The organism is Streptococcus oralis subsp. oralis (assembly GCF_002096435.1).
Taxonomy (GTDB): domain Bacteria; phylum Bacillota; class Bacilli; order Lactobacillales; family Streptococcaceae; genus Streptococcus; species Streptococcus oralis_AA.
Genome location: NZ_NCUI01000024.1, coordinates 223,177 through 248,518, shown reverse-complemented (window position 1 = coordinate 248,518; position 25,342 = coordinate 223,177). Strand labels below are relative to the sequence as shown.

General features: G+C 40.4%; 26 protein-coding genes and 1 pseudogene. 9 read left to right on the top strand and 18 right to left on the bottom strand.

The genetic code is table 11. The features are described 5' to 3' along the window. On the top strand, positions 1 to 528 hold the full coding sequence (locus B7723_RS04725) for an ECF transporter S component (RefSeq protein ID WP_045617215.1): 528 nt from the start codon (positions 1 to 3) through the stop codon (positions 526 to 528). A gap of 11 nt (positions 529 to 539) precedes the next feature. Then, on the top strand, positions 540 to 1,055 hold the full coding sequence (locus B7723_RS04720; RefSeq protein WP_000159158.1) for a transcription repressor NadR: 516 nt from the start codon (positions 540 to 542) through the stop codon (positions 1,053 to 1,055). Here the strand turns inward: B7723_RS04720 and B7723_RS04715 are convergent. The 9 genes and pseudogenes from B7723_RS04715 to uvrB form a co-directional block, all read right to left on the bottom strand. Then, positions 1,052 to 1,519: an 8-oxo-dGTP diphosphatase gene (locus tag B7723_RS04715; RefSeq protein WP_084849724.1), complete on the bottom strand. Its 468-nt coding sequence runs from the start codon at positions 1,517 to 1,519 to the stop codon at positions 1,052 to 1,054. The two genes, B7723_RS04720 and B7723_RS04715, sit on opposite strands and share 4 nt — an antisense overlap. Positions 1,520 to 1,542: 23 nt before the next feature. Then, complete coding sequence (locus tag B7723_RS04710) at positions 1,543 to 1,983, bottom strand: hypothetical protein (protein WP_084849725.1); 441 nt, start codon at positions 1,981 to 1,983, stop codon at positions 1,543 to 1,545. Then, positions 1,961 to 2,518 (bottom strand): hypothetical protein, encoded by a 558-nt coding sequence (locus tag B7723_RS04705; protein WP_084849726.1) that lies wholly within the window; start codon positions 2,516 to 2,518, stop codon positions 1,961 to 1,963. Before B7723_RS04705 ends, B7723_RS04710 begins: the two co-directional genes overlap by 23 nt. Positions 2,519 to 3,013: 495 nt before the next feature. After that, positions 3,014 to 3,517 (bottom strand): hypothetical protein, encoded by a 504-nt coding sequence (locus tag B7723_RS04695; protein ID WP_084849728.1) that lies wholly within the window; start codon positions 3,515 to 3,517, stop codon positions 3,014 to 3,016. An 89-nt stretch (positions 3,518 to 3,606) separates the two neighbouring features. Further along, a complete protein-coding gene (locus B7723_RS04690) occupies positions 3,607 to 4,110 on the bottom strand; it encodes a GNAT family N-acetyltransferase (RefSeq protein WP_084849729.1) in 504 nt (167 codons plus the stop codon). A gap of 16 nt (positions 4,111 to 4,126) precedes the next feature. Then, the gene (locus B7723_RS04685; RefSeq protein ID WP_084849730.1) at positions 4,127 to 4,753 is read right to left on the bottom strand and encodes an NAD(P)H-dependent oxidoreductase; all 627 of its coding nucleotides are present in this window, start codon (positions 4,751 to 4,753) and stop codon (positions 4,127 to 4,129) included. A gap of 14 nt (positions 4,754 to 4,767) precedes the next feature. Next, a pseudogene (locus B7723_RS10720) lies at positions 4,768 to 4,920 on the bottom strand (UvrB/UvrC motif-containing protein); the annotation flags it as partial. 89 nt (positions 4,921 to 5,009) lie between these two features. After that, complete coding sequence (locus B7723_RS04675) at positions 5,010 to 6,047, bottom strand: acyltransferase (RefSeq protein ID WP_084849731.1); 1,038 nt, start codon at positions 6,045 to 6,047, stop codon at positions 5,010 to 5,012. A gap of 35 nt (positions 6,048 to 6,082) precedes the next feature. Beyond that, positions 6,083 to 8,071 (bottom strand): excinuclease ABC subunit UvrB, encoded by a 1,989-nt coding sequence (gene uvrB, locus B7723_RS04670; protein WP_084849732.1) that lies wholly within the window; start codon positions 8,069 to 8,071, stop codon positions 6,083 to 6,085. A gap of 180 nt (positions 8,072 to 8,251) precedes the next feature. Here uvrB and B7723_RS04665 point away from each other — a divergent pair, with 180 nt between their 5' ends. The 3 genes from B7723_RS04665 to zwf all read left to right on the top strand — a co-directional run bounded on the left by B7723_RS04665 (position 8,252) and on the right by zwf (position 12,794). Then, positions 8,252 to 10,417, top strand: a complete 2,166-nt coding sequence (locus tag B7723_RS04665; RefSeq protein WP_084849733.1) for an ABC transporter substrate-binding protein/permease — start codon at positions 8,252 to 8,254, stop codon at positions 10,415 to 10,417. Then, positions 10,417 to 11,157, top strand: coding sequence for an amino acid ABC transporter ATP-binding protein (locus tag B7723_RS04660; protein WP_084849734.1), 741 nt, complete (start codon positions 10,417 to 10,419; stop codon positions 11,155 to 11,157). Before B7723_RS04665 ends, B7723_RS04660 begins: the two co-directional genes overlap by 1 nt. Positions 11,158 to 11,306: 149 nt before the next feature. Further along, on the top strand, positions 11,307 to 12,794 hold the full coding sequence (gene zwf / locus B7723_RS04655) for a glucose-6-phosphate dehydrogenase (protein WP_084849735.1): 1,488 nt from the start codon (positions 11,307 to 11,309) through the stop codon (positions 12,792 to 12,794). A gap of 39 nt (positions 12,795 to 12,833) precedes the next feature. Here the strand turns inward: zwf and ftsY are convergent, their stop codons facing one another. The 3 genes from ftsY to B7723_RS04640 are packed head-to-tail and all read right to left on the bottom strand — an operon-like array spanning position 12,834 to position 15,757. Next, positions 12,834 to 14,144 (bottom strand): signal recognition particle-docking protein FtsY, encoded by a 1,311-nt coding sequence (gene ftsY, locus B7723_RS04650; RefSeq protein ID WP_084849736.1) that lies wholly within the window; start codon positions 14,142 to 14,144, stop codon positions 12,834 to 12,836. A 3-nt stretch (positions 14,145 to 14,147) separates the two neighbouring features. Continuing rightward, complete coding sequence (locus B7723_RS04645) at positions 14,148 to 14,966, bottom strand: Cof-type HAD-IIB family hydrolase (protein WP_084849737.1); 819 nt, start codon at positions 14,964 to 14,966, stop codon at positions 14,148 to 14,150. Then, positions 14,966 to 15,757: a Cof-type HAD-IIB family hydrolase gene (locus B7723_RS04640; protein WP_084849864.1), complete on the bottom strand. Its 792-nt coding sequence runs from the start codon at positions 15,755 to 15,757 to the stop codon at positions 14,966 to 14,968. Before B7723_RS04640 ends, B7723_RS04645 begins: the two co-directional genes overlap by 1 nt. A 205-nt stretch (positions 15,758 to 15,962) precedes the next feature. Between B7723_RS04640 and B7723_RS04635 the strand changes: the two genes are divergently transcribed. Further along, a complete protein-coding gene (locus B7723_RS04635; RefSeq protein WP_084849738.1) occupies positions 15,963 to 16,658 on the top strand; it encodes a VIT1/CCC1 transporter family protein in 696 nt (231 codons plus the stop codon). A gap of 38 nt (positions 16,659 to 16,696) precedes the next feature. On the opposite strand, the gene B7723_RS04630 is transcribed toward B7723_RS04635, so the two are convergent. The 5 genes from B7723_RS04630 to B7723_RS04610 form a co-directional block, all read right to left on the bottom strand. Then, positions 16,697 to 18,685, bottom strand: coding sequence for an FtsX-like permease family protein (locus tag B7723_RS04630; RefSeq protein ID WP_084849739.1), 1,989 nt, complete (start codon positions 18,683 to 18,685; stop codon positions 16,697 to 16,699). A 1-nt stretch (position 18,686) separates the two neighbouring features. Further along, positions 18,687 to 19,445, bottom strand: coding sequence for an ABC transporter ATP-binding protein (locus tag B7723_RS04625; RefSeq protein ID WP_000173369.1), 759 nt, complete (start codon positions 19,443 to 19,445; stop codon positions 18,687 to 18,689). 381 nt (positions 19,446 to 19,826) lie between these two features. After that, on the bottom strand, positions 19,827 to 20,099 hold the full coding sequence (locus B7723_RS04620) for a PspC domain-containing protein (RefSeq protein WP_001060204.1): 273 nt from the start codon (positions 20,097 to 20,099) through the stop codon (positions 19,827 to 19,829). 50 nt (positions 20,100 to 20,149) lie between these two features. Beyond that, complete coding sequence (locus B7723_RS04615; protein ID WP_084849740.1) at positions 20,150 to 20,602, bottom strand: SprT family protein; 453 nt, start codon at positions 20,600 to 20,602, stop codon at positions 20,150 to 20,152. Further along, positions 20,589 to 22,718, bottom strand: a complete 2,130-nt coding sequence (locus tag B7723_RS04610; RefSeq protein ID WP_084849741.1) for a Tex family protein — start codon at positions 22,716 to 22,718, stop codon at positions 20,589 to 20,591. The genes B7723_RS04615 and B7723_RS04610 overlap by 14 nt, the downstream gene beginning before the upstream one ends. Before the next feature lie 130 nt (positions 22,719 to 22,848). Here B7723_RS04610 and B7723_RS10715 point away from each other — a divergent pair, with 130 nt between their 5' ends. Genes B7723_RS10715 through B7723_RS04595 form a run of 3 tightly spaced genes read left to right on the top strand, consistent with a single transcriptional unit; the run spans position 22,849 to position 24,701 of the window. Then, positions 22,849 to 22,980 carry an SPJ_0845 family protein gene (locus B7723_RS10715; RefSeq protein ID WP_000268696.1) on the top strand — a complete coding sequence of 44 codons (132 nt, stop codon included), beginning with the start codon at positions 22,849 to 22,851 and terminating at the stop codon, positions 22,978 to 22,980. Further along, a complete protein-coding gene (locus B7723_RS04600; protein WP_084849742.1) occupies positions 22,981 to 23,886 on the top strand; it encodes a permease in 906 nt (301 codons plus the stop codon). Next, positions 23,883 to 24,701: a TIGR03943 family putative permease subunit gene (locus B7723_RS04595; RefSeq protein WP_084849743.1), complete on the top strand. Its 819-nt coding sequence runs from the start codon at positions 23,883 to 23,885 to the stop codon at positions 24,699 to 24,701. Before B7723_RS04600 ends, B7723_RS04595 begins: the two co-directional genes overlap by 4 nt. Positions 24,702 to 24,719: 18 nt before the next feature. On the opposite strand, the gene B7723_RS04590 is transcribed toward B7723_RS04595, so the two are convergent. Next, on the bottom strand, positions 24,720 to 25,331 hold the full coding sequence (locus tag B7723_RS04590) for a tetratricopeptide repeat protein (protein WP_084849744.1): 612 nt from the start codon (positions 25,329 to 25,331) through the stop codon (positions 24,720 to 24,722). Positions 25,332 to 25,342: the final 11 nt, after the last annotated feature.

Here is a 25,342-nt window from a genome sequence, read left to right as displayed (position 1 = left end):
ATGGATATACGGAAAAAAACGCAGTTTATGACTATGACTGCCCTACTAACTGCAATAGCGATTTTGATTCCAATCATTATGCCTTTTAAAATCGTTATCCCACCGGCTTCTTACACCTTGGGAAGTCATATCCCCATCTTTATCGCCATGTTTCTTTCGCCTTTGATGGCTGCTTTTGTGATTATTGCTTCTAGTCTTGGTTTTCTGATGGCAGGCTATCCGCCTGTTATTGTACTTCGTGCCTTCTCTCACATTGTTTTTGGTACTTTGGGGGCTTTGTACTTAAAGAAATTCCCTGAAATCTTGGATAAACCAAAGGCATCTTGGATTTTTAACTTTGTTTTGGGTGTTGTTCATGCTATCGCTGAAGTAATAGCTTGTATCATCTTCTATGCTACTTCAGGGACAAATGTTGAAAATATGTTTTATGTTCTCTTTGTCCTAGTTGGTTTTGGCACAATCGTCCATAGTATGGTAGACTATACATTAGCACTAGCTGTCTATAAAGTGCTTCGAAAACGTCGCTAAAAGGAAAAACTATGACAAAGGATCGCAAACAAGCTCTTCTCAAACTGTTAAAAGAGGCGCCAAAAGCTCTCAATGGTCAAACCTTGGCTGAACACTTCCATGTTACGCGCCAGGTCATTGTACAGGACATCGCTATTCTCCGAGCAGATGGAGCTCCTATCCTATCCACCAATCGTGGTTATATCTACAAAGAAAATGATGCCAGCCCCTACGTTCACAAACTCTTTAAAGTGAAACATGAACTGGAAGAAATCGGTCAGGAACTACTAGCCATTGTAGATAACGGCGGACGCGTTCAAAATATCTTAATCGATCATCCCGTTTATGGCGAAATTGAAACCCTACTCAAACTCACTTGCCGCCGAGATGTCCAGCACTTTCTGGAACAAGTCGAGAATTCAGACTTTAGACCCCTTTCTGAATTGACAGACGGCATCCATTACCACCTTGTTGAAGCAGAAACACAACAAGACCTCCACTATATCGAGGAGGCCTTGGATCAGTTAGGTTATTTGGTAAAAGACTAGAAAATTTCTTTCTCCCAGCCGTCCTCTGTACGGTGGCGATAGAAGAACTCAGACTTGTCAGGTGCTTCCATCATTTCCATCAGAGGCAACATATCATAGGCCAGATCCAAATTTGGAATCTGGTCTTTTTGTACCCAAGATACTTCTCCTTCATCTGAAGATTGGAGATTCCCAGTAAACTCTGTCGCCTTATAGCAAACGACGATGTAGCGCCCACCTGTATCTAAGGGCCAATTTTTAATACCAACCAGTTGGGGATTCTGAATCGTTAGACCGGTTTCTTCATAAATCTCACGAATGACAGACTCGGCAAAGGACTCGCCATTCTCAACATGTCCTCCTGGAAAGGCATAGCCAGACCAGCGATTATTTTTAGGAGAGCGGTATTGCATGACTACTCGCTTATTTTCTAGATCTTCGATTAGACAGATGTTAGTTAAAATGGTTGCTTGCGCACGGGACATGGATTTTCTCGCTTTCTAAGTTGTTATATGCCTTTTTCGAACTTAATATCAGATTTCATGATGAATGGATTAATCAACTCGTGATGTTCATAAGTACTACGGGCCAAAAAACCTCTAACAATGATGATTTCTTTATCTTGTATGTGATAGTCTATATTGATGGGAATGGCTGGATCCGACATAATTGACAAAGCAAAAAATGCCATAAACCCAAGATAAAGTGCCACTAATCCACTAAATAATTGAAAAATAAGGTGATACCATTTAGCATCTCTTGTTCTATAAAAGATTCTCCAAGGATGGATTAGGAAGGTCAAACAAAGAATGAAAAACCAACTATTCCACAAAATCGGCGTAAAAGATAGGCCAAAAACCAACAACACCAAATGAAGAATCACAAAGATCAGCAAAGCCAAATAGAGTGTCTTAAACGAAATTAACTTAGTTCGATTTTCTTTTGCCATGATTTTTCCTCTTTTTGTCATTATATTTCAAAATCACCATCAATATCGCTGGAATGGTGAAAAAGATTAGATAGGTAGCAATTGGAAGCCAGATGTAGCGATAATTGATAGATAATAGGGAAGGAATTTTTTTAACATTTCTCCCTTTCACCCCAACAATTAAGTGGAGGAGAAAAATAGGTCCGTTTATGAATAGAAAAGTTTCTAAAAATCCTTGTACTGAAGCCTTATTGCTAAAACCATCTCTAAAAATACCTTGATAGAGTGTGTGCACCAAAAAGACAAAATTCATAATAATTGGCAAGAGATAGGACATTTCTTGATATGGTTTCGGGATAAGTGACGTACCGAACAATACATACATGATACCAAAAATAGATAATAATATTATACCACCATCCATAAAAGAAGCAATCTTTGAATGTCTTTCCTGCCACAATTGGACGTGGGCTACCAAAGAATACTTTCTCTGGATTTTTCTCATTTGTCTGTTCTGTTGTTTGAGCTTCTTTTGTCTCTTAGTCTTTCGTTCCATTTACGCCTCCTTCTTCTCTTTTCTATCCGTATAATCAAAAGCAGAATTCCCAGCCCCAAGAAAAAGAAAAAGAGATAACTTACAATAGGGACCCAGACATAGGCTGGATCCATAGAAATTATGGGAGGGAAATTCGTTGACTTACGACGTCCTAGCCAATTCAGACCTACCAAGAGATGAAAGGGAAAAAGAAGACCATTGAACCCAATAAATCCCCATGAAAAGTAACGCCATTTCTGAAGTTTATCACTACTAAAACGAAAGACAAGGAAATAGGTTGATAAGATCAGAAGGATAAGATTGAAGCTTAAGGGGGAAAGATAGTTCATGTTCGGTAATAGATAACTAATGTAAGAGGCGGCAAGAAATGATACAAACATAGATCCAAATAATACACTCGTATCCAAAAGTTGACCAATCCTTCTGTGCCTTTCCAGCCAAAGAAAAATCCTCTTAGTCCAAGAAGACTTTTCTTTTGTCTTGTACTTCATTTGCCTACTCATCTTCATTTTCATCTACTCCTTTTTTTGAAGTTTTAGAGAGAAAGAAGATTGCCAAAGTTAACATCAAGACTAGAAGGTAGATGACAATAGGAAACCAGATATAGGATGACTCCAGTGAAAACAAAGGTGACAGAACAACTCTTCCTCTTTTTCTCACGCCAATCAGTTGAAAAATGAAGCTAAGGATATTGATATAAATAAAGGGTTCACAAAATCTTTTAGGGGTCCTTTCTTTTTCCGTTTTCACTGACAAAAAGAGAGCATAGAACCTATTACCCAAGATAAAAAGATTCAATTGCAAGGGAAACAAGAGCTCTCTGTGCCGAAAATCAGCTGGAATGCTTTTGTTCTGTGATGTTGTAAATTCTATAATTAGGAACAAGATAATATAAAAGAACATATCAAGCATAAATTTGATAAATCGATGTCCTTGTAACCAAAAACGAACAGAATCTAACCCTGATGACTTCTTATAATTCTTCTCTTTCAATTTCATAATAACTTCTTTCTATTAAAAATATATTCTAAAACATGATTGTTTGTTCATTGCGTAATCTGAAAACAAAATCGCAATTCTATCAGTATTTAACTCTCAAATCTTGATGAATTCTTACATACCATTCTAATTTCAGTGATAGGTTTTCCAAGGTCAAGTATTTTTTCTTGGCCATCAAAAGTAAAACCAATTTTTTGATAAAAAGCAATGGCTCGCTTATTCTCTTTTAATACCCATAAAAATATTTCAGAGAACTGTTCAAGAGACGTCAGAGCTTCCTTCATTAACTTCTGAGCAACACCTTTTCCATAATAGTCTTTTAAAACATATAAGGCAATAATTTCGCCAGCTTGAATAGCCTCATCACGAAAGTTTCCATAACTGATAAAACCAACTACCTTCATGCCATCCATCGCGATCAATGTATTCTCTGGATATTTTTGACTAAAGAATCGACATCTTTCTAATGTCATTGTCTCCTGAAATTCTGCAGGTAAAAGGTCATCATAAGCCTCTCTCCACGTCTGCCAATGAACGAGGGACTTACCTTCTATCTCTTCAGGAGTTTCCATCTGTTTGATAGTAAGATCCATTTATTTTTCTCCTTCACTACCCCAACGACTTGACTTCCTCAGCTACTTTTTGCAGATATTTTTGCCTTGTAGAATTTGTATTCACCTCACGCCCTAATTCGCCTAAAATTGAAACTTTATTTGTTTTGATTCCACAATGATTCAGGACAGCATTCTTTAATACTGACATACCATAACTGTCTGGAATATTGATAGAACCTGAAAATACCTTGTACCACCATGTTGGCGCCATGGATGTTGCGTAAATACTGGCTGTTTTTCCTTTTAGTAACTTTTTAAACTGCTGACCTCTTAAGTAATTCCAAATAAAACTTCCTTGATTATTGGCAGAGTATGCAATTCCTGGCGTGAAAACACGATCGATCCAACCCTTCAATAAACTAGGCATACTACTCCACCAAATTGGATAAACAAAAATGAAATGATCTGCCCACTGGATTAATTCCTGAGAGCGAAGTATGAAAGAATCCTCTTCCATCCGTTTTCGATAACCATAACGTAACACAGGATCAAAATCTATCTCATTTAGGTTAATAGATTCAAGCTCATGATGATTTGAGTCAATATTTTCTACAATCGTTTGAAAAATTTCTTGACATAAACTTCCCTTGTCAGGATGTCCATTGATGACTAAAATTTTCATTCGTTTTCTCCTATCTAATCCAACGCCTTCACTTCCAACATCATATCACGGATTTGTGCTGCCAGTTCAAAATCAAGCACTTCGACAGCTTCTTGCATTTGTTTTTCGAGTTTTTTGACGAGTTCCTTGTCCTCTTCTTTGGAAACTGCCTTGGTTACGTCGATTAGGACAAGGATAATCTCAATAAACCCTAAATTCTCAATACAGTGTATAATTTAGTCTCTCTTACTTCTATTTTTAATAAGACAATAAAGTTTTAAGTCTGTTTAAGATTTTTAAAACTCTTGATTAAAGTAAGAATAACCGCCATTAATTTATTTCTAAAATACTCAATGATAGCACCAGAAAAAAACAGAACCAGTGTCATAACTAGAATAATAATGACAAACATGGAAAATTCTTGTCCTTCAACTAAAGTATGGATGGTTGGTATAATTCTTCTAAAAATAAGAGGATGTACATGAAACAGATAAACCCCCAAAGTAAGTGGAGATACTAAAAGAACTAGTTTCTTAAAAGTTAAGGGAAGATTTTTAATATTCAAGAAGAGTAAAAATATTGCTATTCCTTGCAGTGTGACCGTCGGAGAAATATAACTTCTCCACTGTTCAAAACCAAGCCAGCACAGTATAAAAGTTAAACTAGTCAGAAATAAAACCAATCCACTAACATTACGTATTTGAAAACGACTTTCGTAATTTGATTTTCTAATTATTGCTCCTAAAATGTACAAGAGGATCATCCATAATACACTATAACCACTCCATAAACCCAGAATATCTTGTTTAAATACCGTGGGTATGACAGAAAAGTATATAAGTGCTCCACTAACAATTGGAAGCAATTGTTCTTTTTTCAATGTCAGCACTGCTTGATTCAAAAATGGTGCTATTAAGACTAAACCAAAATAGCAACTCATATACCAATACTGTCCATGACTTATTGGAGTTAAAGCTGAAAACCAATCACTTAAGTTGACAGATGATTTTGAAAAAATAGCAAATACAAAAGTAATTGAAATAGTATAGAAAATAATCTGTACCCAAAAACTAAACATCTTTTTATAACTAAATTGTGAATAAAGACCGACATAACCACTGATTAAAATATAAATATTTACGGCTGAATATGAGAAAGCTTCTAAAAAATTGGCAAAAATATAGTAAAAATCTTTTTGACTATCAACTTTCTCCAAAATTCCTCCCATACCCAAAACATGTAAATTGCAAATCATCAACATAGCTAAAATTCTACAACATTCAATGCCTATGTGTTTAGTTTTTTTTGCTGTCATATTATGTCTTTCTATATATTTCTATATACTTTCTATCAGTTTAGCGCCTTCACTTCTAGCATCATATCACGTATCTGAGCTGCCAGTTCAAAGTCAAGCACTTCGACGGCTTCTTGCATTTGTTTCTCCAGTTTCTTGACGAGTTCTTTGCGTTCTTGTTTGTTAAGGCTATTGATATCGATTTCCTTGTCCTCTTCCTTGGCAACTGCCTTAGTTACAGCGATCAGATCACGGATTTCTTTCTTGATTGTCTGAGGTACAATACCATGTTCTTCATTATAAGCCATCTGGATTTTCCGACGGCGGGCCGTTTCATCAATGGCACGTTGCATAGACTGAGTCATCGTGTCCGCATACATGATGACATGCCCTTCGCTGTTACGAGCAGCACGTCCAATGGTCTGGATGAGACCACGTTCGTTACGAAGGAAACCTTCCTTGTCAGCATCTAGAATAGCAATCAAGCTTACCTCAGGAACGTCAATCCCTTCGCGGAGCAGGTTGATTCCGACCAATACATCAAAGACGCCCAAGCGCAGGTCACGGATAATCTCCGTCCGTTCCAAGGTCTTGATATCCGAGTGCATGTACTTGACTTTGATACCCATTTCTTTGAAGTAGTCGGTCAAGTCTTCGGCCATTTTTTTGGTCAAGGTTGTAATAAAGGTCCGTTCATTCTTTTCAACACGGGCATTGATTTCACCTAGGAGGTCATCAATCTGTCCCATAGTTGGTCGGACTTCCACTTCAGGATCCAAAAGACCTGTCGGACGAATGATTTGCTCAATCACTGTCTCGGTCTGTTCATTTTCATAGTCACCAGGTGTCGCTGAAACGTAAACAATCTGGTGTACATGGCTTTCAAACTCCTCCCGACGGAGAGGACGATTATCTAAGGCAGACGGCAAACGGAAACCATAATTAACCAGCATTTCCTTACGCGAACGGTCTCCATTGTACATACCTTTGATTTGCCCCATGGTCATGTGACTTTCATCAATCATGATCAAGAAATCATCAGGGAAGAAGTCAAGAAGCGTATAAGGAGGCTCTCCTTCGCTACGACCATCCATGTGGCGTGAGTAGTTTTCAACACCGTTGGTATAGCCCATCTCACGTAACATCTCAATATCATACTCTGTTCGCTGTTTCAAACGCTGGGCTTCTAGCAGTTTGCCTTCCTTCTCAAAGACAGCTAACTGCTCCTCCAACTCAGCCTGAATTTTAGCAATCGCTACTTCCATGTGGTCGTCATTGGTCACAAAGTGAGTCGCTGGGAAAATCGCCAAATGATCCACTTCGCCCAGAACTTGACCAGTTAGAGCTTCGACTTCACGGATGCGATCGATCTCATCGCCGAAAAACTCTACGCGAAAGGCATGCTCATCACGAGAGGCTGGGAAAATCTCCACCACATCCCCACGAACGCGAAATCTTCCACGTTGGAAATCAATGTCATTGCGTTCAAACTGTATATCGACCAAGTCATTCAAGAGTTTATCACGAGAAATCTCCAGACCTGGACGAAGACTAACAACACTATCAGAGTATTCCTTAGGCGAACCCAGACCATAGATACAAGAGACCGAAGCCACGACAATCACATCATTGCGCTCCAAGAGGGCTGATGTCGCTGAGTGACGGAGCTTGTCAATCTCATCATTGACAGAGCTGTCCTTCTCAATATAGGTATCGCTCGAAGGGACATAGGCCTCAGGTTGGTAATAATCATAGTAAGACACGAAATACTCAACAGCATTTTCAGGGAAAAATTCCTTAAATTCTCCATAGAGCTGGCCAGCCAGAGTCTTATTATGGGCAATGACCAAAGTAGGTTTATTGACTTTGGAAATGACCTGACTCATGGTATAGGTCTTCCCTGTACCCGTCGCCCCCATCAAAATCTGGGCCTTCTCGCCCCCCTCGATATTATCGACCAACTGCTCAATCGCTTGGGGTTGATCTCCTGATGGTTCATATTTTGATACTAGTTTAAATTTATTATCTGTAATTCGATTTATCATGATTGCCTCATCTACATTTTTCTATCCTTCTATTTTACCATAAATTTACTTTTCAGACTCTACTCTAGGTTGATGAGAGCGAGCGTTTCATGTTATATTTTCTTACATAAATTTCCTAAAATTTGCCTTTTCATTCATTTTCTGATATAATGGGAAAATATTCGGAAAAGGAGACTAAAAATGAAGAAAAAAATACTAGCATGTTTGCTCATTTTATTTCCCATTTTCTCACTAGGTATGGTAAAAGCTGATACTGTTAAGATTGTGTCTGATACAGCTTACGCACCTTTTGAGTTTAAAGATTCAGATCAAACCTATAAAGGGATTGATGTTGATATTATCAATAAAGTCGCAGAAATCAAAGGATGGAACATCCAAATGTCTTATCCTGGCTTTGATGCAGCTGTAAATGCAGTGCAGTCAGGTCAAGCAGATGCCATTATGGCAGGTATGACAAAAACAAAAGAACGTGAAAATGTCTTTACCATGTCTGATACCTATTATGATACAAAAGTTGTCATTGCTACCACTAAGGCAAATAAAATCACCAAATATGAGGAACTTAGCGGCAAAACAGTTGGTGTTAAGAACGGAACTGCCGCTCACCGTTTCCTCGAAAGTATCAAAGATAAATACGGCTTCTCTATTAAAACCTTTGATACAGGTGATTTGATGAATAACAGTCTAAGTGCTGGTGCTGTAAATGCCATCATGGACGATAAACCTGTTATTGAGTATGCGATTAACCAAGGACAAGATCTCAGAATCAATATGGATGGTGAGGCTGTTGGAAGTTTTGCCTTTGGTGTCAAGAAAGGGAGCAAGTATGAACACTTGGTTACCGAGTTTAACGAAGCCCTAGCACAAATGAAGAAAGATGGTAGCTTGGAGCAAATCATCCAAAAATGGACAGCTTCTACACCTACGGCAAGCCCGACGACAACTACTGCTGCTGGACAAAAAGCTACTCCTGTGAAAAGCAAGTACATTATTGCCAGCGACTCATCTTTCGCCCCGTTCGTCTTTCAAAATTCAAGCAATCAATACACCGGTATTGATATGGATCTCATCAAGGCCATTGCCAAAGATCAAGGTTTTGAAATTGAGATTACCAACCCAGGATTTGACGCAGCCATTAGTGCTGTTCAAGCTGGACAAGCAGATGGTATCATTGCTGGTATGTCTGTAACAGATGCTCGTAAGGAAACCTTTGACTTCTCAGAATCATACTACACAGCAAATACGATTCTCGGTGTGAAAGAATCAAGCACAATTACTTCTTATGAAGACCTCAAGGATAAAACTGTCGGTGTTAAAAACGGAACTGCTTCTCAAACGTTCCTTACTGAAAATCAAAGCAAATACGGCTATAAGATTAAAACCTTTGCAGATGGCGCTTCTATGTATGACAGTCTGAATACTGGATCTATTGATGCTGTGATGGATGATGAGCCTGTTCTCAAATATTCTATCAGCCAAGGTCAAAAATTGAAAACGCCAATCGCTGGAACTCCAATCGGTGAAACAGCCTTTGCGGTTAAAAAAGGAACAAACCCTGAATTGATCCAGATGTTCAATAATGGACTTGCTAACCTCAAAGCTAACGGAGAATTTCAAAAGATTCTTGACAAGTATCTAGCTAGCGAATCTTCAACTAACTCTACAAGTACGGTTGACGAAACGACTATCTGGGGCTTGCTTCAAAACAACTACAAACAACTTCTTAGTGGACTTGGAATCACTCTTGCTCTAGCGCTTATTTCATTTGCAATTGCCATTGTCATCGGTATTATCTTTGGTATGTTTAGCGTTAGTCCATACAAATCTCTTCGTCTAATCTCTGAGATTTTCGTTGACGTTATTCGAGGAATTCCCTTGATGATTCTTGCAGCCTTTATCTTCTGGGGAATTCCAAACTTCATCGAGTCCATTACAGGCCAACAAAGTCCAATCAATGACTTTGTAGCTGGTACTATCGCCCTCTCACTCAATGCGGCAGCTTATATCGCTGAAATTGTTCGTGGTGGTATCCAAGCTGTTCCAGTTGGGCAAATGGAAGCCAGCCGCAGTCTTGGTATCTCTTATGGAAAAACCATGCGTAAGATTATCTTGCCACAAGCAACTAAATTGATGTTGCCAAACTTTGTCAACCAATTCGTTATCGCTCTTAAAGATACAACCATCGTGTCTGCTATCGGTTTGGTTGAACTTTTCCAAACTGGTAAGATCATCATTGCCCGTAACTACCAAAGTTTCAAGATGTATGCAATCCTTGCTATCTTCTATCTTGTAATTATCACGCTTTTGACTAGACTAGCGAAACGCTTAGAAAAGAGGATTCGTTAATGGCAAAACTAAAAATTGATGTAAATGATTTGCATAAGTATTATGGAAAAAACGAAGTTTTAAAAGGCATTACGACTAAATTCTATGAAGGAGATGTTGTCTGTATCATCGGACCTTCTGGTTCTGGTAAATCCACTTTCCTCCGTAGCCTTAACCTTCTCGAGGAGGTAACGAGTGGCCACATCACAGTGAATGGCTATGATTTGACTGAAAAATCAACCAATGTCGACCATGTTCGTGAGAACGTAGGAATGGTCTTCCAACACTTCAACCTCTTCCCTCACATGTCCGTCCTAGAAAATATCACTTTTGCACCTATTGAACACAAACGGATGACCAAAGAAGAAGCTGAAAAATTGGGGATGGAGTTGCTGGAGAAAGTCGGTCTTGCAGACAAAGCTAATGCTAACCCAGATAGCCTATCAGGTGGTCAGAAACAGCGTGTAGCTATCGCTCGTGGACTTGCCATGAATCCTGATATCATGCTCTTTGATGAGCCAACTTCCGCTCTGGACCCTGAAATGGTTGGAGATGTACTGAATGTTATGAAGGAATTGGCGGAACAAGGAATGACCATGATTATCGTAACCCATGAGATGGGATTTGCTCGTCAGGTGGCTAACCGTGTTATCTTTACGGCTGATGGTGAATTCCTGGAAGATGGAACTCCAGATCAAATCTTTGACAACCCGCAACACCCTCGTCTAAAAGAGTTCTTGAACAAGGTCTTAAATGTATAAAACAAAACTGTAAGGTTCTCCTTACAGTTTTTTAATTGCGTATTGGATTTTTTGTTTTTTTTGAAAATTATGATAAAATAAAAACTATGATAATGAGGAAATCTCATCCCTAGTCCAACTAGGAAAAAATATAGAAATTAGGTAGCTAGATGTCATCAAAGGTTATTGTTACAATTTTCGGTGCGAGTGGAGATTTAGCAAAACGCAAACTCTACCCTTCCCTTTTCAGACTCTATAAATCAGGCAATCTCTCTGAGCATTTTGCTGTTATCGGAACAGCTCGTAGACCTTGGAGTAAGGAATATTTTGAATCTGTAGTTGTCGAGTCCATCCTTGATTTGGCAGATAGTACCGAGCAAGCCCAAGAATTCGCTAGCCACTTCTACTATCAAAGCCATGATGTGAATGATACAGAACATTACATTGCTTTGCGTCAATTACAAGCTGAGCTCAACGAAAAATACCAAGCTGAACACAATAAGCTCTTCTTCTTGTCTATGGCACCTCAGTTCTTTGGAACTATTGCCAAGCACCTCAAATCTGAAAACATTGTTGATGGTAAAGGTTTTGAACGCTTGATCGTTGAGAAACCATTTGGTACAGACTACGAAACAGCTAGCAAACTCAATGAAGATCTCCTTGCTGCCTTTGATGAGGAGCAAATCTACCGTATTGACCATTACCTAGGTAAAGAGATGATTCAGAGTATCTTTGCTGTTCGTTTTGCCAACATGATCTTTGAGAATGTTTGGAATCGCGAACACATTGATAATGTTCAGATTACCTTTGCGGAACGCTTAGGTGTTGAAGAACGCGGCGGCTACTACGATCAATCTGGCGCCCTTCGTGATATGGTGCAAAACCATACTCTCCAACTTCTCTCTCTTCTAGCCATGGACAAACCAGCTAGCTTTACAAAGGATGAGATTCGTGCTGAAAAGATAAAGGTCTTTAAAAACCTCTATCATCCAACTGAGGAAGAATTGAAAGAACAGTTTATCCGTGGTCAATATCGCTCTGGTAAAATCGATGGTATGAAATACATCTCCTATCGTAGCGAGCCAAACGTCGATCCTGAATCCACAACAGAAACCTTTGCATCTGGTGCCTTCTTTGTAGATAGCGATCGCTTCAGTGGTGTTCCCTTCTTCTTCCGTACTGGTAAACGTCTGACTGAAAAAGGAACTCATGTCAATATCGTCTTTAAGCAAATGGACTCAATCTTCGGCGAGCCTTTGGTGCCAAATATCTTGACCATCTATATCCAACCAACTGAAGGCTTCTCTCTTAGCCTCAATGGGAAGCAAGTCGGTGAAGAATTTAACCTAGCACCAAGCTCTCTGGATTATCGTACAGATGCTACTGCTACTGGAGCCTCACCAGATCCTTACGAGAAATTAATCTACGATGTCTTGAACAACAACTCAACCAACTTTAGCCACTGGGATGAGGTAAGTGCTTCTTGGAAATTGATTGACCGTATTGAAGAACTCTGGGCTGAAAATGGAGCTCCACTTCATGACTATAAAGCTGGAAGCATGGGGCCACAAGCTAGCTTTGACTTACTTGAAAAGTATGGGGCCAAATGGACCTGGCAACCAGATATCGCCTATCGTAAAGATGGACGTTTAGAATAATCAAAAACAATCCTGCAAGAATTCTTGCAGGATTTTCTTTTATATCAAACCTTCTAGAAGGCCTTTCATAAAGTTCTCAGAATTGAACTCACCGATATCATCGATTTTTTCACCAAATCCAATCAACTTAACAGGGATATTCAGCTCTTCACGGATAGCAAGAACGACACCACCTCGAGCTGTTCCATCAATCTTGGTCAATACAATACCTGTCAATGGAGTGATTTTTGAAAACTCTTTTGCTTGTACAAGAGCATTTTGACCTGTTGACGCATCAAGGGCAAGGAAGGTTTCATGAGGTGCTTCTGGAACGACACGCTTGATAATGCGACCAATCTTTTCCAACTCAGCCATAAGGTTGTCCTTGTTTTGCAGACGACCTGCTGTATCAATCATAAGGATATCAATCCCTTCAGCTACAGCACGTTCCATCCCATCAAAGACCACACTTGCTGGATCAGCCTTTTCTGGCCCTGTCACAACAGGAACATCCACACGACGACCCCATTCAGCTAGCTGAGCCACTGCACCCGCACGGAAGGTATCTGCCGCAACTAGCATGACTTTCTTGCCAGCTTGTTTGTAGCGATGAGCCAATTTCCCGATAGAAGTTGTTTTCCCAACGCCATTGACTCCGACAAAGAGCATGACGGTCAAACCATCTTGAAAATGGATTTGTTCATCGTAGTTGCCATCCTTCTCATAGAGTTCAACCAATTTCTCGATAATGACTCGACGGAGTGCGTCAGGCTTCTTAGCATTTTCGAGTTTGGCTTCATAACGTAGTTCTTCTGTTAAGTTTGAAGCGACCTGCACACCGACGTCGCTCATGATGAGCAGTTCTTCCAATTCTTCGAAGAATTCTTCATCGACAGAACGGAAGTTGGCAAAGAAGGCATTCAAACGAGCACCGAATCCTGTACGGGTTTTCTTGAGACTGCGGTCATATTTTTCCTGTACAGTTTCTTCAACCTGAGGAAGTTCTTCTTCTACTACTTCAGAAGCTAACCTTTCTTCGAACTCTACAGTTTCTTGGCTCTCTTCTTTTAGAATTTCTTCCGGCTCTTGGAATCGTTCCAGTTCATCAGATTCTGGCTCAAGCTCTTCCTGAGCAGTTTCTTCGACTGCTTCTAGTTCAATAACTTCTTCTGTCAAGATCTGAGGGGTTTCTTCTTGAGCAGGTGTTTCTTCCACTTTGTCTCTTGTTGTCTCTTCCTGAGAAGTTTCTTCGACTGCCGTTTGGTTTTCTTCAACCTCTTCTGACAAATCAAGATTTTCCAGAGCTTCTTTAACAATATCTTCGATTTTTGGCTCTTCTTTTTTTCCGAATAGACGGTCAAATAATCCCATATTCTAGTTCTCCTTTAGCACGTATTCTTCGATAGCCCAAGCAACGGCTTCCTCGTCGTTGGTCATGGGGGTAATGACATTGGCAACTGCCTTAACCGCAGGAACTGCATTTTGCATAGCAACTCCCAGACCTGCCCACTCAATCATAGAAAGATCATTGGCCTCGTCACCACAAGCCATCACTTGACTTTGATCGATTCCTAAGTGTTTAATTAATTTCGCTAAACCTGTTGCCTTGTGGACGTTTTTCGGCGACCATTCCAATAAGAGTTCACGCGATTTGAAGATTTCATATTGGTCAAACAATTCTGGAGAAATCTGTTGAATCGCTGCATCCAAAGGTTCTTGGGCAAAGGCAGTCACGCATTTATTATACGTCATCTGACTAGATAGATCCTCAAAAGCGATAGGTACGAAAGTCAAGGCTGGGTTGAACTTAGCATAGAGACTTTCTTGGTCAGACTGGATTTGATAGACTGTTCCTTCTGAAATAGCATCTAACGGAAGTCCGAGTTTTTCAGTTTCCTCATACAATCGTGCCACATCATCGATTGAAAAGACGGTTTTATCGAGAATCTCTCCAGTATTTTTCTGTACCAGACCACCATTAAAGGTGATGGTGTACTCGTCCTCCTGACCATCAGTCCCTAGCTCATGGAGAAAGAAATCCATAGCCTTCAGAGGACGCCCCGTTGTCAGTACGACCTTGATGCCACGGTCACGCGCAGCCTTGAGGACCGCCTTGGTACGATCTGTCAGCTTTTTATCCGTTGTCAGCAAGGTGCCATCCAAATCAAGTGCAATCAATTTAATATCTGCCATTACAAGCCCTCCATATAAGTCATCACTGACTGGTCCTTATGGTGGCCAATCACTGTCTCTGCTAATTCTAAAATCTCTGGTCGCGCATTTTCTGGAGCGATTGGATGCCCCACAACCTGCATCATGTGAAGGTCATTGAGATTATCGCCAAACGCCATAACCTGATCCATGCTAAGCCCCAGTTTTTTGGCTAGCTCAACAATAGCCACACCCTTATCAACGTAGTCCAAGACAATATCAATGGACTCAAAACCAGTTGTCATGGCTTTCACACCAGGAACATTTTCGTTGACCCAGGCCTCACCAGCTTCTATCGTATCTTCTGTAAAGTTCGTAGTGAATTTAAAAATCTCATCTGTGATATCTTCCAAACGTGATACTTTTTGAATGTTCTCATTGTAGTGACTACTTAACTTTAGATAGGTTTCATCCACTGTTTCCAATACATAACAAGCTTTTTTCCCTGTCAGAAGCATTTTTCTTTCATCAAAATAGGGTGATTTCTTTAAAGCTTCAAAAGTACTCAAGTAAAAGTCGCGAGACATCGTAGCCTCGTACATATTCTCACCATGAAACTCAACGTAGCTGCCATTTTCAGCTATAAAAATCACTTCGTCACGCACATCCGCAAATAGCTTTTTAAGGGACAAGATACCGCGACCCGAGGCCACTGCAAAATAAATCCCCTTTTCCTTGTAGGAAACAAGCAATTTTTTGAGGCGTTCCATATCAAACCGACCCTCTCCGTCCAGAAAGGTTCCATCCATATCGGTTGCTACAAGTTTAATCATAAAATCCTTCATACTCCAATTGATAAATCTACCTTCTATTATACCATAGATAAGTTTAAAAAGGTCCAGTACGGTAGGATAGCACTACTTTTTCGGAGAATCTTCAAAGGGCCTAAAAATTAGAATCGTAGAACTTTTTTCAGATAGTTTAAAAAGTTTGTATTCCACTATTCTTTTCTCTATAATTGAGAGAAAGGAGATGACTATGACAGAAATAAAACATGAAATTGATGCAAACTTTGCAGGCCGACTCAATATCCTACGCGCGGGTGTTCTGGGTGCCAATGATGGGATTATTTCCATCGCTGGAGTCGTTATCGGGGTTGCCAGTGCGACAAGCAATATCTGGATTATCTTTTTATCAGGTTTGGCTGCTATCCTCGCTGGTGCTTTTTCTATGGCAGGGGGAGAGTATGTCTCCGTATCCACTCAAAAAGACACGGAAGAAGCCGCTGTTGCCCGAGAACAATTACTCTTGGATAAAGACATCGAATCTGCAAAACAATCCCTCTATGCTGCTTACTTACAAAATGGTGAGTGTGAAACGTCCGCCCAACTTTTGACCAACAAGGCCTTTTTAAAAAATCCACTCAAAGCCTTGGTTGAGGAAAAATACGGTATCGAGTACGAAGAGTTTACCAATCCTTGGCATGCTGCGATCTCTAGCTTTATCGCCTTTGTACTGGGAAGCCTTCCTCCTATGATTTCAATCACCGTCTTTCCATGCGATTATCGCATTCCTGCTACTGTTTTTATCGTGGCCCTTTCCCTTCTTGTCACTGGCTATACCAGTGCTAAACTAGGCAAGGCACCTACGAAAACTGCTATGATCCGTAACCTCTGTATCGGACTTCTGACCATGGGAGTAACCTTCCTCTTGGGACAACTCTTTAGCATTTAAGATAAAGAAATACCTCGATAAATATCGAGGTATCTTTTTTACATTTGCACAATCTTGCGATAGCTTCTTGAGGTAATCATAAAGATCAAAACGTAGACGATGAGGAAGATGGCACAAATGGAAAGTGTAACGGTCAACATCATGGTCGCATCCAGCACGCCAATGACTTTTAGGATGAGGCTAAGCATATGATAGGCAAAGGCAAGGTGTAGGAAGGCAAAGAGCAATGGAAGGAAGAAAACAGTTAGAACCTGTTTGTTGATGGTTTGCTTGATTTGCTTTTGATCGAGACCGACTTTTTGCAAAATGATGAAGCGTTCACGATCTTCATAGCCTTCAGAGATTTGTTTGTAGTAGATAACGAGAACAGTTCCCACCATAAAGATGATAGAGAGGAAAATACCGATAAAGAAAACTCCACCAAAGAGAGCACTCACCTGCGCACTGCTATCAGCCAGATTACTTCCGAATACATAGCTTCCTTCTTTGTTTAATTCTCTATTAAAGTTGTTGACGAATTTTGAATAGTCATCTGCAATTTTAAGCTGCTCGTCCTCGCTAGCCGTTACGTTCATACCACCATAGTATTGATTAAAGATGGAAGAATTAGGATACTGGTCAAGAAAGGCTTTCAAGTCAGGAACAACCAGATAGTTATAGTCCGAAGTTAGAATATTGTACTGATTTGGGACATGTTCAAGAATAAAATCTTTTTTGATCTCTTCCTTTATTGTATAGGTCTGGTCATTTAGAGTCAGTTCTTTCTGTCCTTGAAGTTGCTTGTTTTTAGTAAACAATCCGACTTCCTTACCTGAAAGTGCAAGTTTTTGCCCCGTCATATTCTCGTAGTCTTTTTGATCAAAGACCATAAAAATAGTTTTCGGTTGAACACGATTTTGACCTTTCTCAAAAATGGTTAATTTCGTACCTTCTTGGTTTGCCACACCAAAGTTACTGTATGTAAGGACTTCTTTCTTTGTGACAGTCAATCCTTTATCGCTAGCATACTGATCTAGGAGTTTATTTATGTCTTCTTTTTCAACATTCTGTCCTGTAATTCCAAAATCATGTGGATTCATGACTTTCTTGAAAGTTTCAGAGCCTTTAAAGATACTCGTTGCAGCAGACATAGTCACCAAGACCATGGTTGAAAGAATAGCAATCGTTGCCAGGCCAACCGCATTTTTCTTCATACGAAAAATGAGATTGGATACGGAAATCATGTTGTTAGGTTGGTAATAGTAACGCTTGTTTTTCTTCAAGATTTGAAGGAAAACTGTGATTCCTGCATTGAAGAGAAGATAGGTTCCCAAAATTACCAACAAGACTGCTACAAAGAAAATCAGAACAGCAGAAAGTGGATTTTCAACTGTAACTGCTAGGTAATATCCAGCTCCCAAACTAATTAGACCTAGAATGGTTTGAAGGCCTAAGAAACGTCCTTTTTTCTCACCACTGGCCTTCTCACGAGAGAGCTGAAGGGCATTCATGCGTGCAATACGAAAGGCATTGATAAAAATCAAACCTAGGAAAATAGCTCCAAAAATAAGGGTAACTAGGATAAAGACACTTGGTTGGAAGGTCGCTACGAGCTCCACCTTCATATTCATTAGCTTCAGAAGCAGAGCAAAGATTAGCTTATCAAAGAGAGCTCCTAGGCCAAGTCCAGCTGTCAAGGTTAGGGAGCCAAAAATAAGAAGCTCCTTAAAGACCATGCTGATCAAATGGCGTTTTTCTAATCCTAACATGCCATAAATCCCTAGTTCCTTGGAACGGTTTTTCATGACGAAACTATTGGCATAAAAGACGATGATGGCAGAGGCAATAGTGACAATCACCATACCAAGACCAAGCGTCATGGAGATAGTCTCTCCCCCTCGAATCTTGCCAATATTAGGATTAAGTGTCAATGAGTAAAAGAGATAGGTGATGGTCACTGCTAAGAGAAAAGCTAAAGCAAAGGGATAGTAGAGTTTGCGATTTTTGATTAAGTTCGAAACCGCTAACTTATTGGTCAATCGAAACATACTAATTCACCTCGCTTGCCATAACAGTCAAAGTATCAGAGATTTCTTGGAACATCTGACGTTCTGTCTTGTCTCCACGGTAGATTTGGTTATAGAGAATTCCGTCCTTGATAAAGAGAACGCGCTTGGCCCTGCTAGCTGCAGCTGTTGAGTGGGTTACCATGAGAATGGTTTGCCCGCGCTCATTGATTTCATCAAAAACATCTAGAAGAGCTGCAGATGACTTGGAGTCAAGGGCTCCTGTTGGCTCATCCGCAAGGAGAATTTCAGGTTCTGTGATGATGGCGCGTGCTACCGCTACCCTCTGTTTTTGCCCACCAGAGATCTCGTAAGGATACTTCTCTTGTAATTGGTTGATGCCCAAATTTTCAGCGGTTACTACCAATTTTTTCATCATCTCCGTAATGGGTTTTCTAGATAAAACTAACGGAAGCAAGATATTGTCCTTAACAGACAGGGTATCAAGTAAGTTAAAGTCTTGGAAAACAAATCCCAACTTCTCACGACGGAAACTCGAAGCCTGGGAATTCTTAATAGTGGCTGTGTCGGTTCCGTTTAGGTAAACCTGCCCACGAGTTGGTTTATCCAGCATAGCGAGAATGTTGAGCAAGGTTGATTTCCCAGAACCAGACTCCCCCATAATGGCAACGTAGTCACCTTTTTCTACTGTAAAGTGAATGTCTTTGAGAGCCTCCACTTGGTTGCCTTGGAAACGTGTTTTGTAGATTTTTTGAACGTGTTTTACATCTAAAAGTGTCATTGTTATCTCCTTCTTAATATCCCATCAATTGAAACTGTGCTTGCATCATAGCGCATCCCAGTTGAACACGCTCGATATCTTTTTGACTTGGTTTTCTTCTTTTCTTTTGTAAAATTCTTTTCATGGTTTTGCTCCTTTGTTCTTTATGAATCTAGTTTATCGCAAAAAAAGACGGCTTGCCATAACCTAACCTTACAAAAGAGACTTTAATCTTACATTTTTGTAAGATAGAAGAATATCAAGCAATTTCTCTATCAATATTTTACCATAAAAGAAAGGCAAGAAGAAAACCCTTGCGGATGCAAGGGTTAAGGGTTCACTTCTTTTTCTGACTTCTTTGAGAAATAAGGAAAGTGTCTGTAAACTATTTCAAAATCAAACTCACCAAAACCGTCCATCATTGTCATCAATGGCTTCGGCTTCCTTGCGTTTGCGTGGTCCTGTTCCGTACATTTCTGCTTCAATCTCTTCCTTAGTTGGCAGGATAGAGGCGAGGATGATGTAAATTATCACGCCAATCCCAAAATTTGATATGGTAAAAATGGCAAAGAGAAAGCGGACTAGAGTTACATCAAAATTCCACTTGTCTGATAAACCAGCTAAGACTCCCGACACCATACTGTTTCGTTTCATTTTATAAAATTTGTTATTCATGATATGTTCCTCTTTCGGTATTCTTACAAGTAGTATAGCATGAAACAGGTTTACAAACATCGGTCCTTAGGCCGATTTAAAATGACAAGATTGCCACGGCAGACGCCACAGCGATAGCGTTTGGTATCAATCCTACGCTTGCGCTGATAAGTTTGCTGGCAAGATTGACACTGATAAACTAGGTAGGTACTTTGGTCTTTCAAAGGGGGAACAAAGCGCAGTCCATCTACTTCTTTCAAGAGTTCTTTAAAATCTCGGTCCTTATGTCGATAACCCTTTTTCTCAAAATAAAGATGATAGTGACAGAGTTCATGGCGTACGATTTTGCGAAAGACTTCCAAACCTAGTTCATTATAAACTTTGGGATTAAAATCCAAATGCCCATCTTTAGGGAAAAATCGCCCGCCTGTCGTTCGCAGACGAGAATTCCACTGGGCTTGGTGGGTAAAAGGTCTACCAAAGTCTTCGATGGAAACAGACTGAACGTACTCAGTTAGATTCATCTGGAGCGAGGAGCGACAGATTGACTTTTTCACGTTCGGTATCGATTTTCTTAACCCAAACCGTTACCAAATCTCCGACTGAAACCACTTGGCTGGGATGTTTGATAAATTTGCAACTCATGTGGGAAATATGAATGAGGCCATCCTCGTGAATCCCGATATCAACGAAGGCACCGAAGTCAACGACATTACGCACCACACCTTCCAGTTTCTGGCCGACTTTTAAATCTTTGATATCCAAGACATCTTGGCGAAGCACAGGAGCATCAAAAGAGTCACGGAAATCTCGACCAGGTTTGAGAAGGTCAGCAATGATATCTTTAAGGGTTTCTGGGCCAAGATTCAGTTCCTGTGCCATTTCTTTGACTGAAAGGGACTTGAGTTTGCTTTGAGCATCTTCATTCAAGTCTTTGATATCCAAGCGTTTGAAGAGTTCCTTAACCGCAGCATAGTTCTCTGGGTGAACTCCTGTATTATCAAGGATGTTGCTACTTTCAGGAATACGGAGGAAACCAGCTGCTTGCTCAAAGGCCTTAGCGCCTAGACGAGGAACCTTCTTGATTTGAGCGCGTGAAGTGATTTTTCCTTCTTCTTCACGGTATTTGACGATATTTTCAGAGATGGTTTTATTGAGTCCAGCTACGTGTGAAAGAAGAGCAGGACTAGCAGTATTGACATTGACACCGACCTGGTTCACCACCGTATCAACGACAAAGTCCAGACTTTCAGACAGTTTCTTCTGACTGACATCGTGCTGGTATTGACCAACACCGATTGACTTGGGATCGATTTTAACCAATTCAGCAAGCGGATCTTGCAAACGACGGGCGATTGAAATAGCCGAACGTTTTTCAACGGTTAATTCTGGAAATTCCTGACGAGCAAGTTCACTAGCAGAGTAGACAGAAGCGCCACTTTCATTGACGATAACATAGCTGACTTCTGGAAAATCTTTCAGAACTTCCGCCACAAAGGCTTCACTTTCACGACTGGCCGTCCCATTTCCAATGGCAATAATTTCTACGCCATACTGGCCAATCAGGTCGGTCAAGTCTCGCTTGGCTTCTTCAATCTGACGAGCTGAAGCTGGTTTAACAGGATAAATGACTTGAGTCGTCAGCATTTTCCCTGTTGCATCTACGACAGCAAGCTTGGCACCTGTACGAAAAGCAGGGTCAAAGCCTAAAACCACGCGCCCTTTCAGCGGAGCAACCAAGAGGAGATTGCGCAGGTTGTCAGAAAAGAGTTGGATAGCCCCTTCTTCTGCCTTCTCAGTCAATTCTGTCCGAATGCGTCGTTCGATAGCAGGCAAGACTTTTTTCTTAACTGACTGTTGAACAACTTCATCTATATAGGTATTTTTCACCTTGAAACGAGCAGCAAAGAAAGATAAGATACGGTCTGTCGCGTGCTCAAAACCGACTTTTAAGACGCCTAGCTTCTCCCCACGGTTGAGAGCCAAGGTACGATAGCCCTGCATGTTGCCAACAGTCTCTGAGAATTCGTAATAAATCTGAAAAACTTGTTTTTCATCAAGACTCTCATCCTTGACCTGCGAAGTGATTTTAGAGTGTCTCAACACTTCCTGATAGGTCAGTGAACGCAAAGTCACATCTTCCGATAAGGCTTCGACCAAAATATCAACCGCACCAGCCAAGGCTTCTTGACCAGTCGCAAATCCTTCACAGACAAACTTCTCAGCTTCTTTCTCCAAGTCAGCTACATCCTGCAAAATCAAGCGAGCAAGAGGAAAGAGTCCAGCTTCACGGGCAATGGATGCCTTGGTCCGACGTTTTTCCTTATAAGGAAGATAGAGTTCTTCAACGTCTGCTAATTTTTCAGCTGCCAAAATAGCTTCTTCCAATTCCTTGGTTAGTTTGCCTTGTTCTTTTATCTTAGCCAAGACAGCTTCTTTACGGTCGTTGAGATTTGTCAGACTTTTATCCAAGTCGATAATGGCCTTAATCGCCACCTCATCCAGACTACCAGTCATGTCCTTACGGTAACGCGCGATGAAGGGAATTGTCGCCCCTTCAACCGTTAAACTTAGAACAGTATCGATTTGCTTTAAGGTTACACCCAAATCTTGGGAGATTTTTTCATATTTTTTATCCATAAATCTATTATACCATAAGGAACATCCCTTGTTTCGTCCTACCCTTTTTTACCTCTTTGATTATCAAAATAATCCCTTTTCCACAAAATAATAGTATAATAGAGGTAACATTTAGAAACGAGGTGGGCCTATGGCTGTTAAATTTACAAAAACGGATGATTTGGACAAGATGTTTGAAGAATTCGCCAAACTTCCTGACTTAACACAAGTTACTTTCCCAGATGACAAAGACAAAAAAGAAAAAGTTGAGAAGAAAAAATAGATGACGATTTTCCAATCTCTTCCTCCTAGTATATTACAAGCTGGAGCTATTTTTCTCTCTATCATGATTGAAGCCCTTCCTTTTGTCTTGATTGGGAGTCTCATTTCGGGGTTGATTGAGGTCTATATCACACCTGATAAAGTTTATGAGTTTCTTCCTCGCAATCGTTGGGGGAGGATCTTTTTTGGTACCTTCATTGGCTTTCTCTTTCCTTCTTGCGAATGTGGAATCGTTCCAATTATTAATCGTTTTTTGGAAAAGAAAGTACCCAGCTACACGGCCGTTCCCTTTCTGGTGACTGCTCCCATTATCAATCCTATCGTTCTTTTCGCAACATATTCTGCCTTTGGCAATTCAATAAAACTTGCCTTTTTGCGAGCGCTTGGAGCCATTGTGATTGCTTTGGTGCTTGGAATTTTCCTCGGATTTTTCTGGAAAGGACCCATTCAAAAAGAGAATTCTATCGCTTGCCATGAACATGACTTTTCACACTTGGGTCCCGCTAGAAAAGTATTTCAGGTCTTCATACAAGCTATTGATGAGTTTTTCGATATGGGGCGTTACTTGGTCTTTGGCTGTCTCTTTGCGGCTATCGTGCAGGTCTATGTCCCGACTCGGATCTTGACCTCTATCAGCGCAAGTCCAGTCCTTGCGATTCTCTTGCTCATGTTTCTAGCCTTTCTCCTCTCTCTTTGTAGCGAGGCGGACGCCTTTATCGGTGCTTCTCTCCTCTCGAGCTTCGGCCTAGCGCCAGTCCTTGCTTTTCTGGTCATTGGCCCCATGCTTGATATCAAAAATCTCCTCATGATGAAACACTATCTAAAAGCACGTTTCATCTGGCAATTCATGGGCATCGTGACCGTGCTTGTCTTGCTTTATTCTTACGTGTTGGGGGTGATGCTATGATCCGATTTATCATTCTACTAGGTTATTTTGCTCTGACCCTTTATCTGCAGCTATCTGGCAAGCTCAGTCACTACATCAACCTCCACTATTCCTATCTAGTCTATATTTCCATGCTCCTTTCTCTTCTGTTGGCTCTGGTCCAATTCTACATCTGGATCAAGAAAATCAATTCTCACAGCCATTTGGAAAGTCGTCGAGCTAGACGAATCAGTATCCTTTTACTGTCACTACCTCTGTTGATTGGGGTTGCCTTTCCGACAGTAAGTTTGGACTCGAGAACTGTATCTGCCAAAGGTTATCATTTCCCACTTGCCGAGGGAATCAACACAGCCATTCAGGCAAGCGAAGGAACATCCAGTCAATACCTCAAACCCGATAGCAGTATCTATTTTTCCAAATCTGCTTATGAAAAGGAAATGAGGGCTACAGCTGATAAATACCTCGCCCAGCCAACCATTCAGGTTACAGACGAAAACTATATGGAGGTCATGGAAGTTCTCTATGACTATCCACAAGAGTTTGAAGGAAAGAAAATAGAGTTTACAGGCTTTGTCTATAACGATCCTAGCCATCCAGATAGCCAGTTCCTCTTTCGCTTTGGAATCATCCACTGTATAGCCGACTCTGGAGTATATGGACTCTTGACCAAGGGAAACTCACGCCAGTATCCTGACAATACCTGGATCACCGCTAGAGGAACCCTGACCCTCCACTACCATAAAGAACTCAAACAAAAACTCCCAACACTGGAAGTTGAGAGTTTCACAAAAGTAGACAAACCAGAAAATCCTTATGTCTATCGCGTGTTTCAATAAAAATGTAGCCTAAACAGGCTACTTTTTATTATTTAGTAAGTTTCTAACCTCTTGAGCACCAATCTGATCGCCAGCCTTTTCAAAAAGAGCGATAGCTTGTAAAAAATTTTCATGTGATTCTTCAGGATTTTGTATCGAACCAATCTCTCCTAAACCTCTATAAGCACAAGCTTGGGCAATCAAATCATCTGTTTGCAAAGCTTGTTTTAAGGACTGTTCCATATACATGAATGCTTCTACTACTTTCCCTAGCTTTAATCGTAAATAACCTTGCTCATAATTGTTAACAGAAGATTTGAGGGTATCCTCTGTAAAAGCTTCTTCAATGACTTTTTGCTCTCTTTCGATATAGAAAAGGGCTGTTTGAAATTCATTCATTTCACGATAAACCATGGCTAACTGATGATAGCCTATATGTTCATTTTCTGGGTCGCTTTTAGTTCGTGCTAAGTCAATGTAACGCTGATAGATACTTAAGCACTCGTTGTATTTTTGCTCTTCAAGATAAATATACCCCATCAAATTTAACAAACTAAAATCCGTGCAAGTTTCCAATAAAAAATCAGCTTCAACTAATTTTTTAGCCTCTTCAATCTTGCCCTCAAACAATAAATCCCATGCTTGATTCATACATATCCTCC

What these genes read in the sequence shown, in the direction of transcription:
- B7723_RS04590 (WP_084849744.1), bottom strand. Translation starts at nt 25,331, where the DNA reads ATGAATCAAGCATGGGATTTATTGTTTGAGGGCAAGATTGAAGAGGCT.
- B7723_RS04645 (WP_084849737.1), bottom strand. Translation starts at nt 14,966, where the DNA reads ATGGCAGATATTAAATTGATTGCACTTGATTTGGATGGCACCTTGCTG.
- B7723_RS04635 (WP_084849738.1), top strand. Translation starts at nt 15,963, where the DNA reads ATGACAGAAATAAAACATGAAATTGATGCAAACTTTGCAGGCCGACTC.
- B7723_RS04630 (WP_084849739.1), bottom strand. Translation starts at nt 18,685, where the DNA reads ATGTTTCGATTGACCAATAAGTTAGCGGTTTCGAACTTAATCAAAAAT.
- B7723_RS04600 (WP_084849742.1), top strand. Translation starts at nt 22,981, where the DNA reads ATGACGATTTTCCAATCTCTTCCTCCTAGTATATTACAAGCTGGAGCT.
- B7723_RS04715 (WP_084849724.1), bottom strand. Translation starts at nt 1,519, where the DNA reads ATGTCCCGTGCGCAAGCAACCATTTTAACTAACATCTGTCTAATCGAA.
- B7723_RS04615 (WP_084849740.1), bottom strand. Translation starts at nt 20,602, where the DNA reads ATGAATCTAACTGAGTACGTTCAGTCTGTTTCCATCGAAGACTTTGGT.
- B7723_RS04705 (WP_084849726.1), bottom strand. Translation starts at nt 2,518, where the DNA reads ATGGAACGAAAGACTAAGAGACAAAAGAAGCTCAAACAACAGAACAGA.
- B7723_RS04625 (WP_000173369.1), bottom strand. Translation starts at nt 19,445, where the DNA reads ATGACACTTTTAGATGTAAAACACGTTCAAAAAATCTACAAAACACGT.
- B7723_RS04665 (WP_084849733.1), top strand. Translation starts at nt 8,252, where the DNA reads ATGAAGAAAAAAATACTAGCATGTTTGCTCATTTTATTTCCCATTTTC.
- B7723_RS04690 (WP_084849729.1), bottom strand. Translation starts at nt 4,110, where the DNA reads ATGGATCTTACTATCAAACAGATGGAAACTCCTGAAGAGATAGAAGGT.
- B7723_RS04595 (WP_084849743.1), top strand. Translation starts at nt 23,883, where the DNA reads ATGATCCGATTTATCATTCTACTAGGTTATTTTGCTCTGACCCTTTAT.
- B7723_RS04720 (WP_000159158.1), top strand. Translation starts at nt 540, where the DNA reads ATGACAAAGGATCGCAAACAAGCTCTTCTCAAACTGTTAAAAGAGGCG.
- B7723_RS04675 (WP_084849731.1), bottom strand. Translation starts at nt 6,047, where the DNA reads ATGACAGCAAAAAAAACTAAACACATAGGCATTGAATGTTGTAGAATT.
- B7723_RS04660 (WP_084849734.1), top strand. Translation starts at nt 10,417, where the DNA reads ATGGCAAAACTAAAAATTGATGTAAATGATTTGCATAAGTATTATGGA.
- B7723_RS04640 (WP_084849864.1), bottom strand. Translation starts at nt 15,757, where the DNA reads ATGATTAAACTTGTAGCAACCGATATGGATGGAACCTTTCTGGACGGA.
- B7723_RS04695 (WP_084849728.1), bottom strand. Translation starts at nt 3,517, where the DNA reads ATGAAATTGAAAGAGAAGAATTATAAGAAGTCATCAGGGTTAGATTCT.
- B7723_RS04685 (WP_084849730.1), bottom strand. Translation starts at nt 4,753, where the DNA reads ATGAAAATTTTAGTCATCAATGGACATCCTGACAAGGGAAGTTTATGT.
- B7723_RS04620 (WP_001060204.1), bottom strand. Translation starts at nt 20,099, where the DNA reads ATGAATAACAAATTTTATAAAATGAAACGAAACAGTATGGTGTCGGGA.
- ftsY (WP_084849736.1), bottom strand. Translation starts at nt 14,144, where the DNA reads ATGGGATTATTTGACCGTCTATTCGGAAAAAAAGAAGAGCCAAAAATC.
- B7723_RS04710 (WP_084849725.1), bottom strand. Translation starts at nt 1,983, where the DNA reads ATGGCAAAAGAAAATCGAACTAAGTTAATTTCGTTTAAGACACTCTAT.
- B7723_RS04725 (WP_045617215.1), top strand. Translation starts at nt 1, where the DNA reads ATGGATATACGGAAAAAAACGCAGTTTATGACTATGACTGCCCTACTA.
- B7723_RS04610 (WP_084849741.1), bottom strand. Translation starts at nt 22,718, where the DNA reads ATGGATAAAAAATATGAAAAAATCTCCCAAGATTTGGGTGTAACCTTA.
- uvrB (WP_084849732.1), bottom strand. Translation starts at nt 8,071, where the DNA reads ATGATAAATCGAATTACAGATAATAAATTTAAACTAGTATCAAAATAT.
- B7723_RS10715 (WP_000268696.1), top strand. Translation starts at nt 22,849, where the DNA reads ATGGCTGTTAAATTTACAAAAACGGATGATTTGGACAAGATGTTTGAA.
- zwf (WP_084849735.1), top strand. Translation starts at nt 11,307, where the DNA reads ATGTCATCAAAGGTTATTGTTACAATTTTCGGTGCGAGTGGAGATTTA.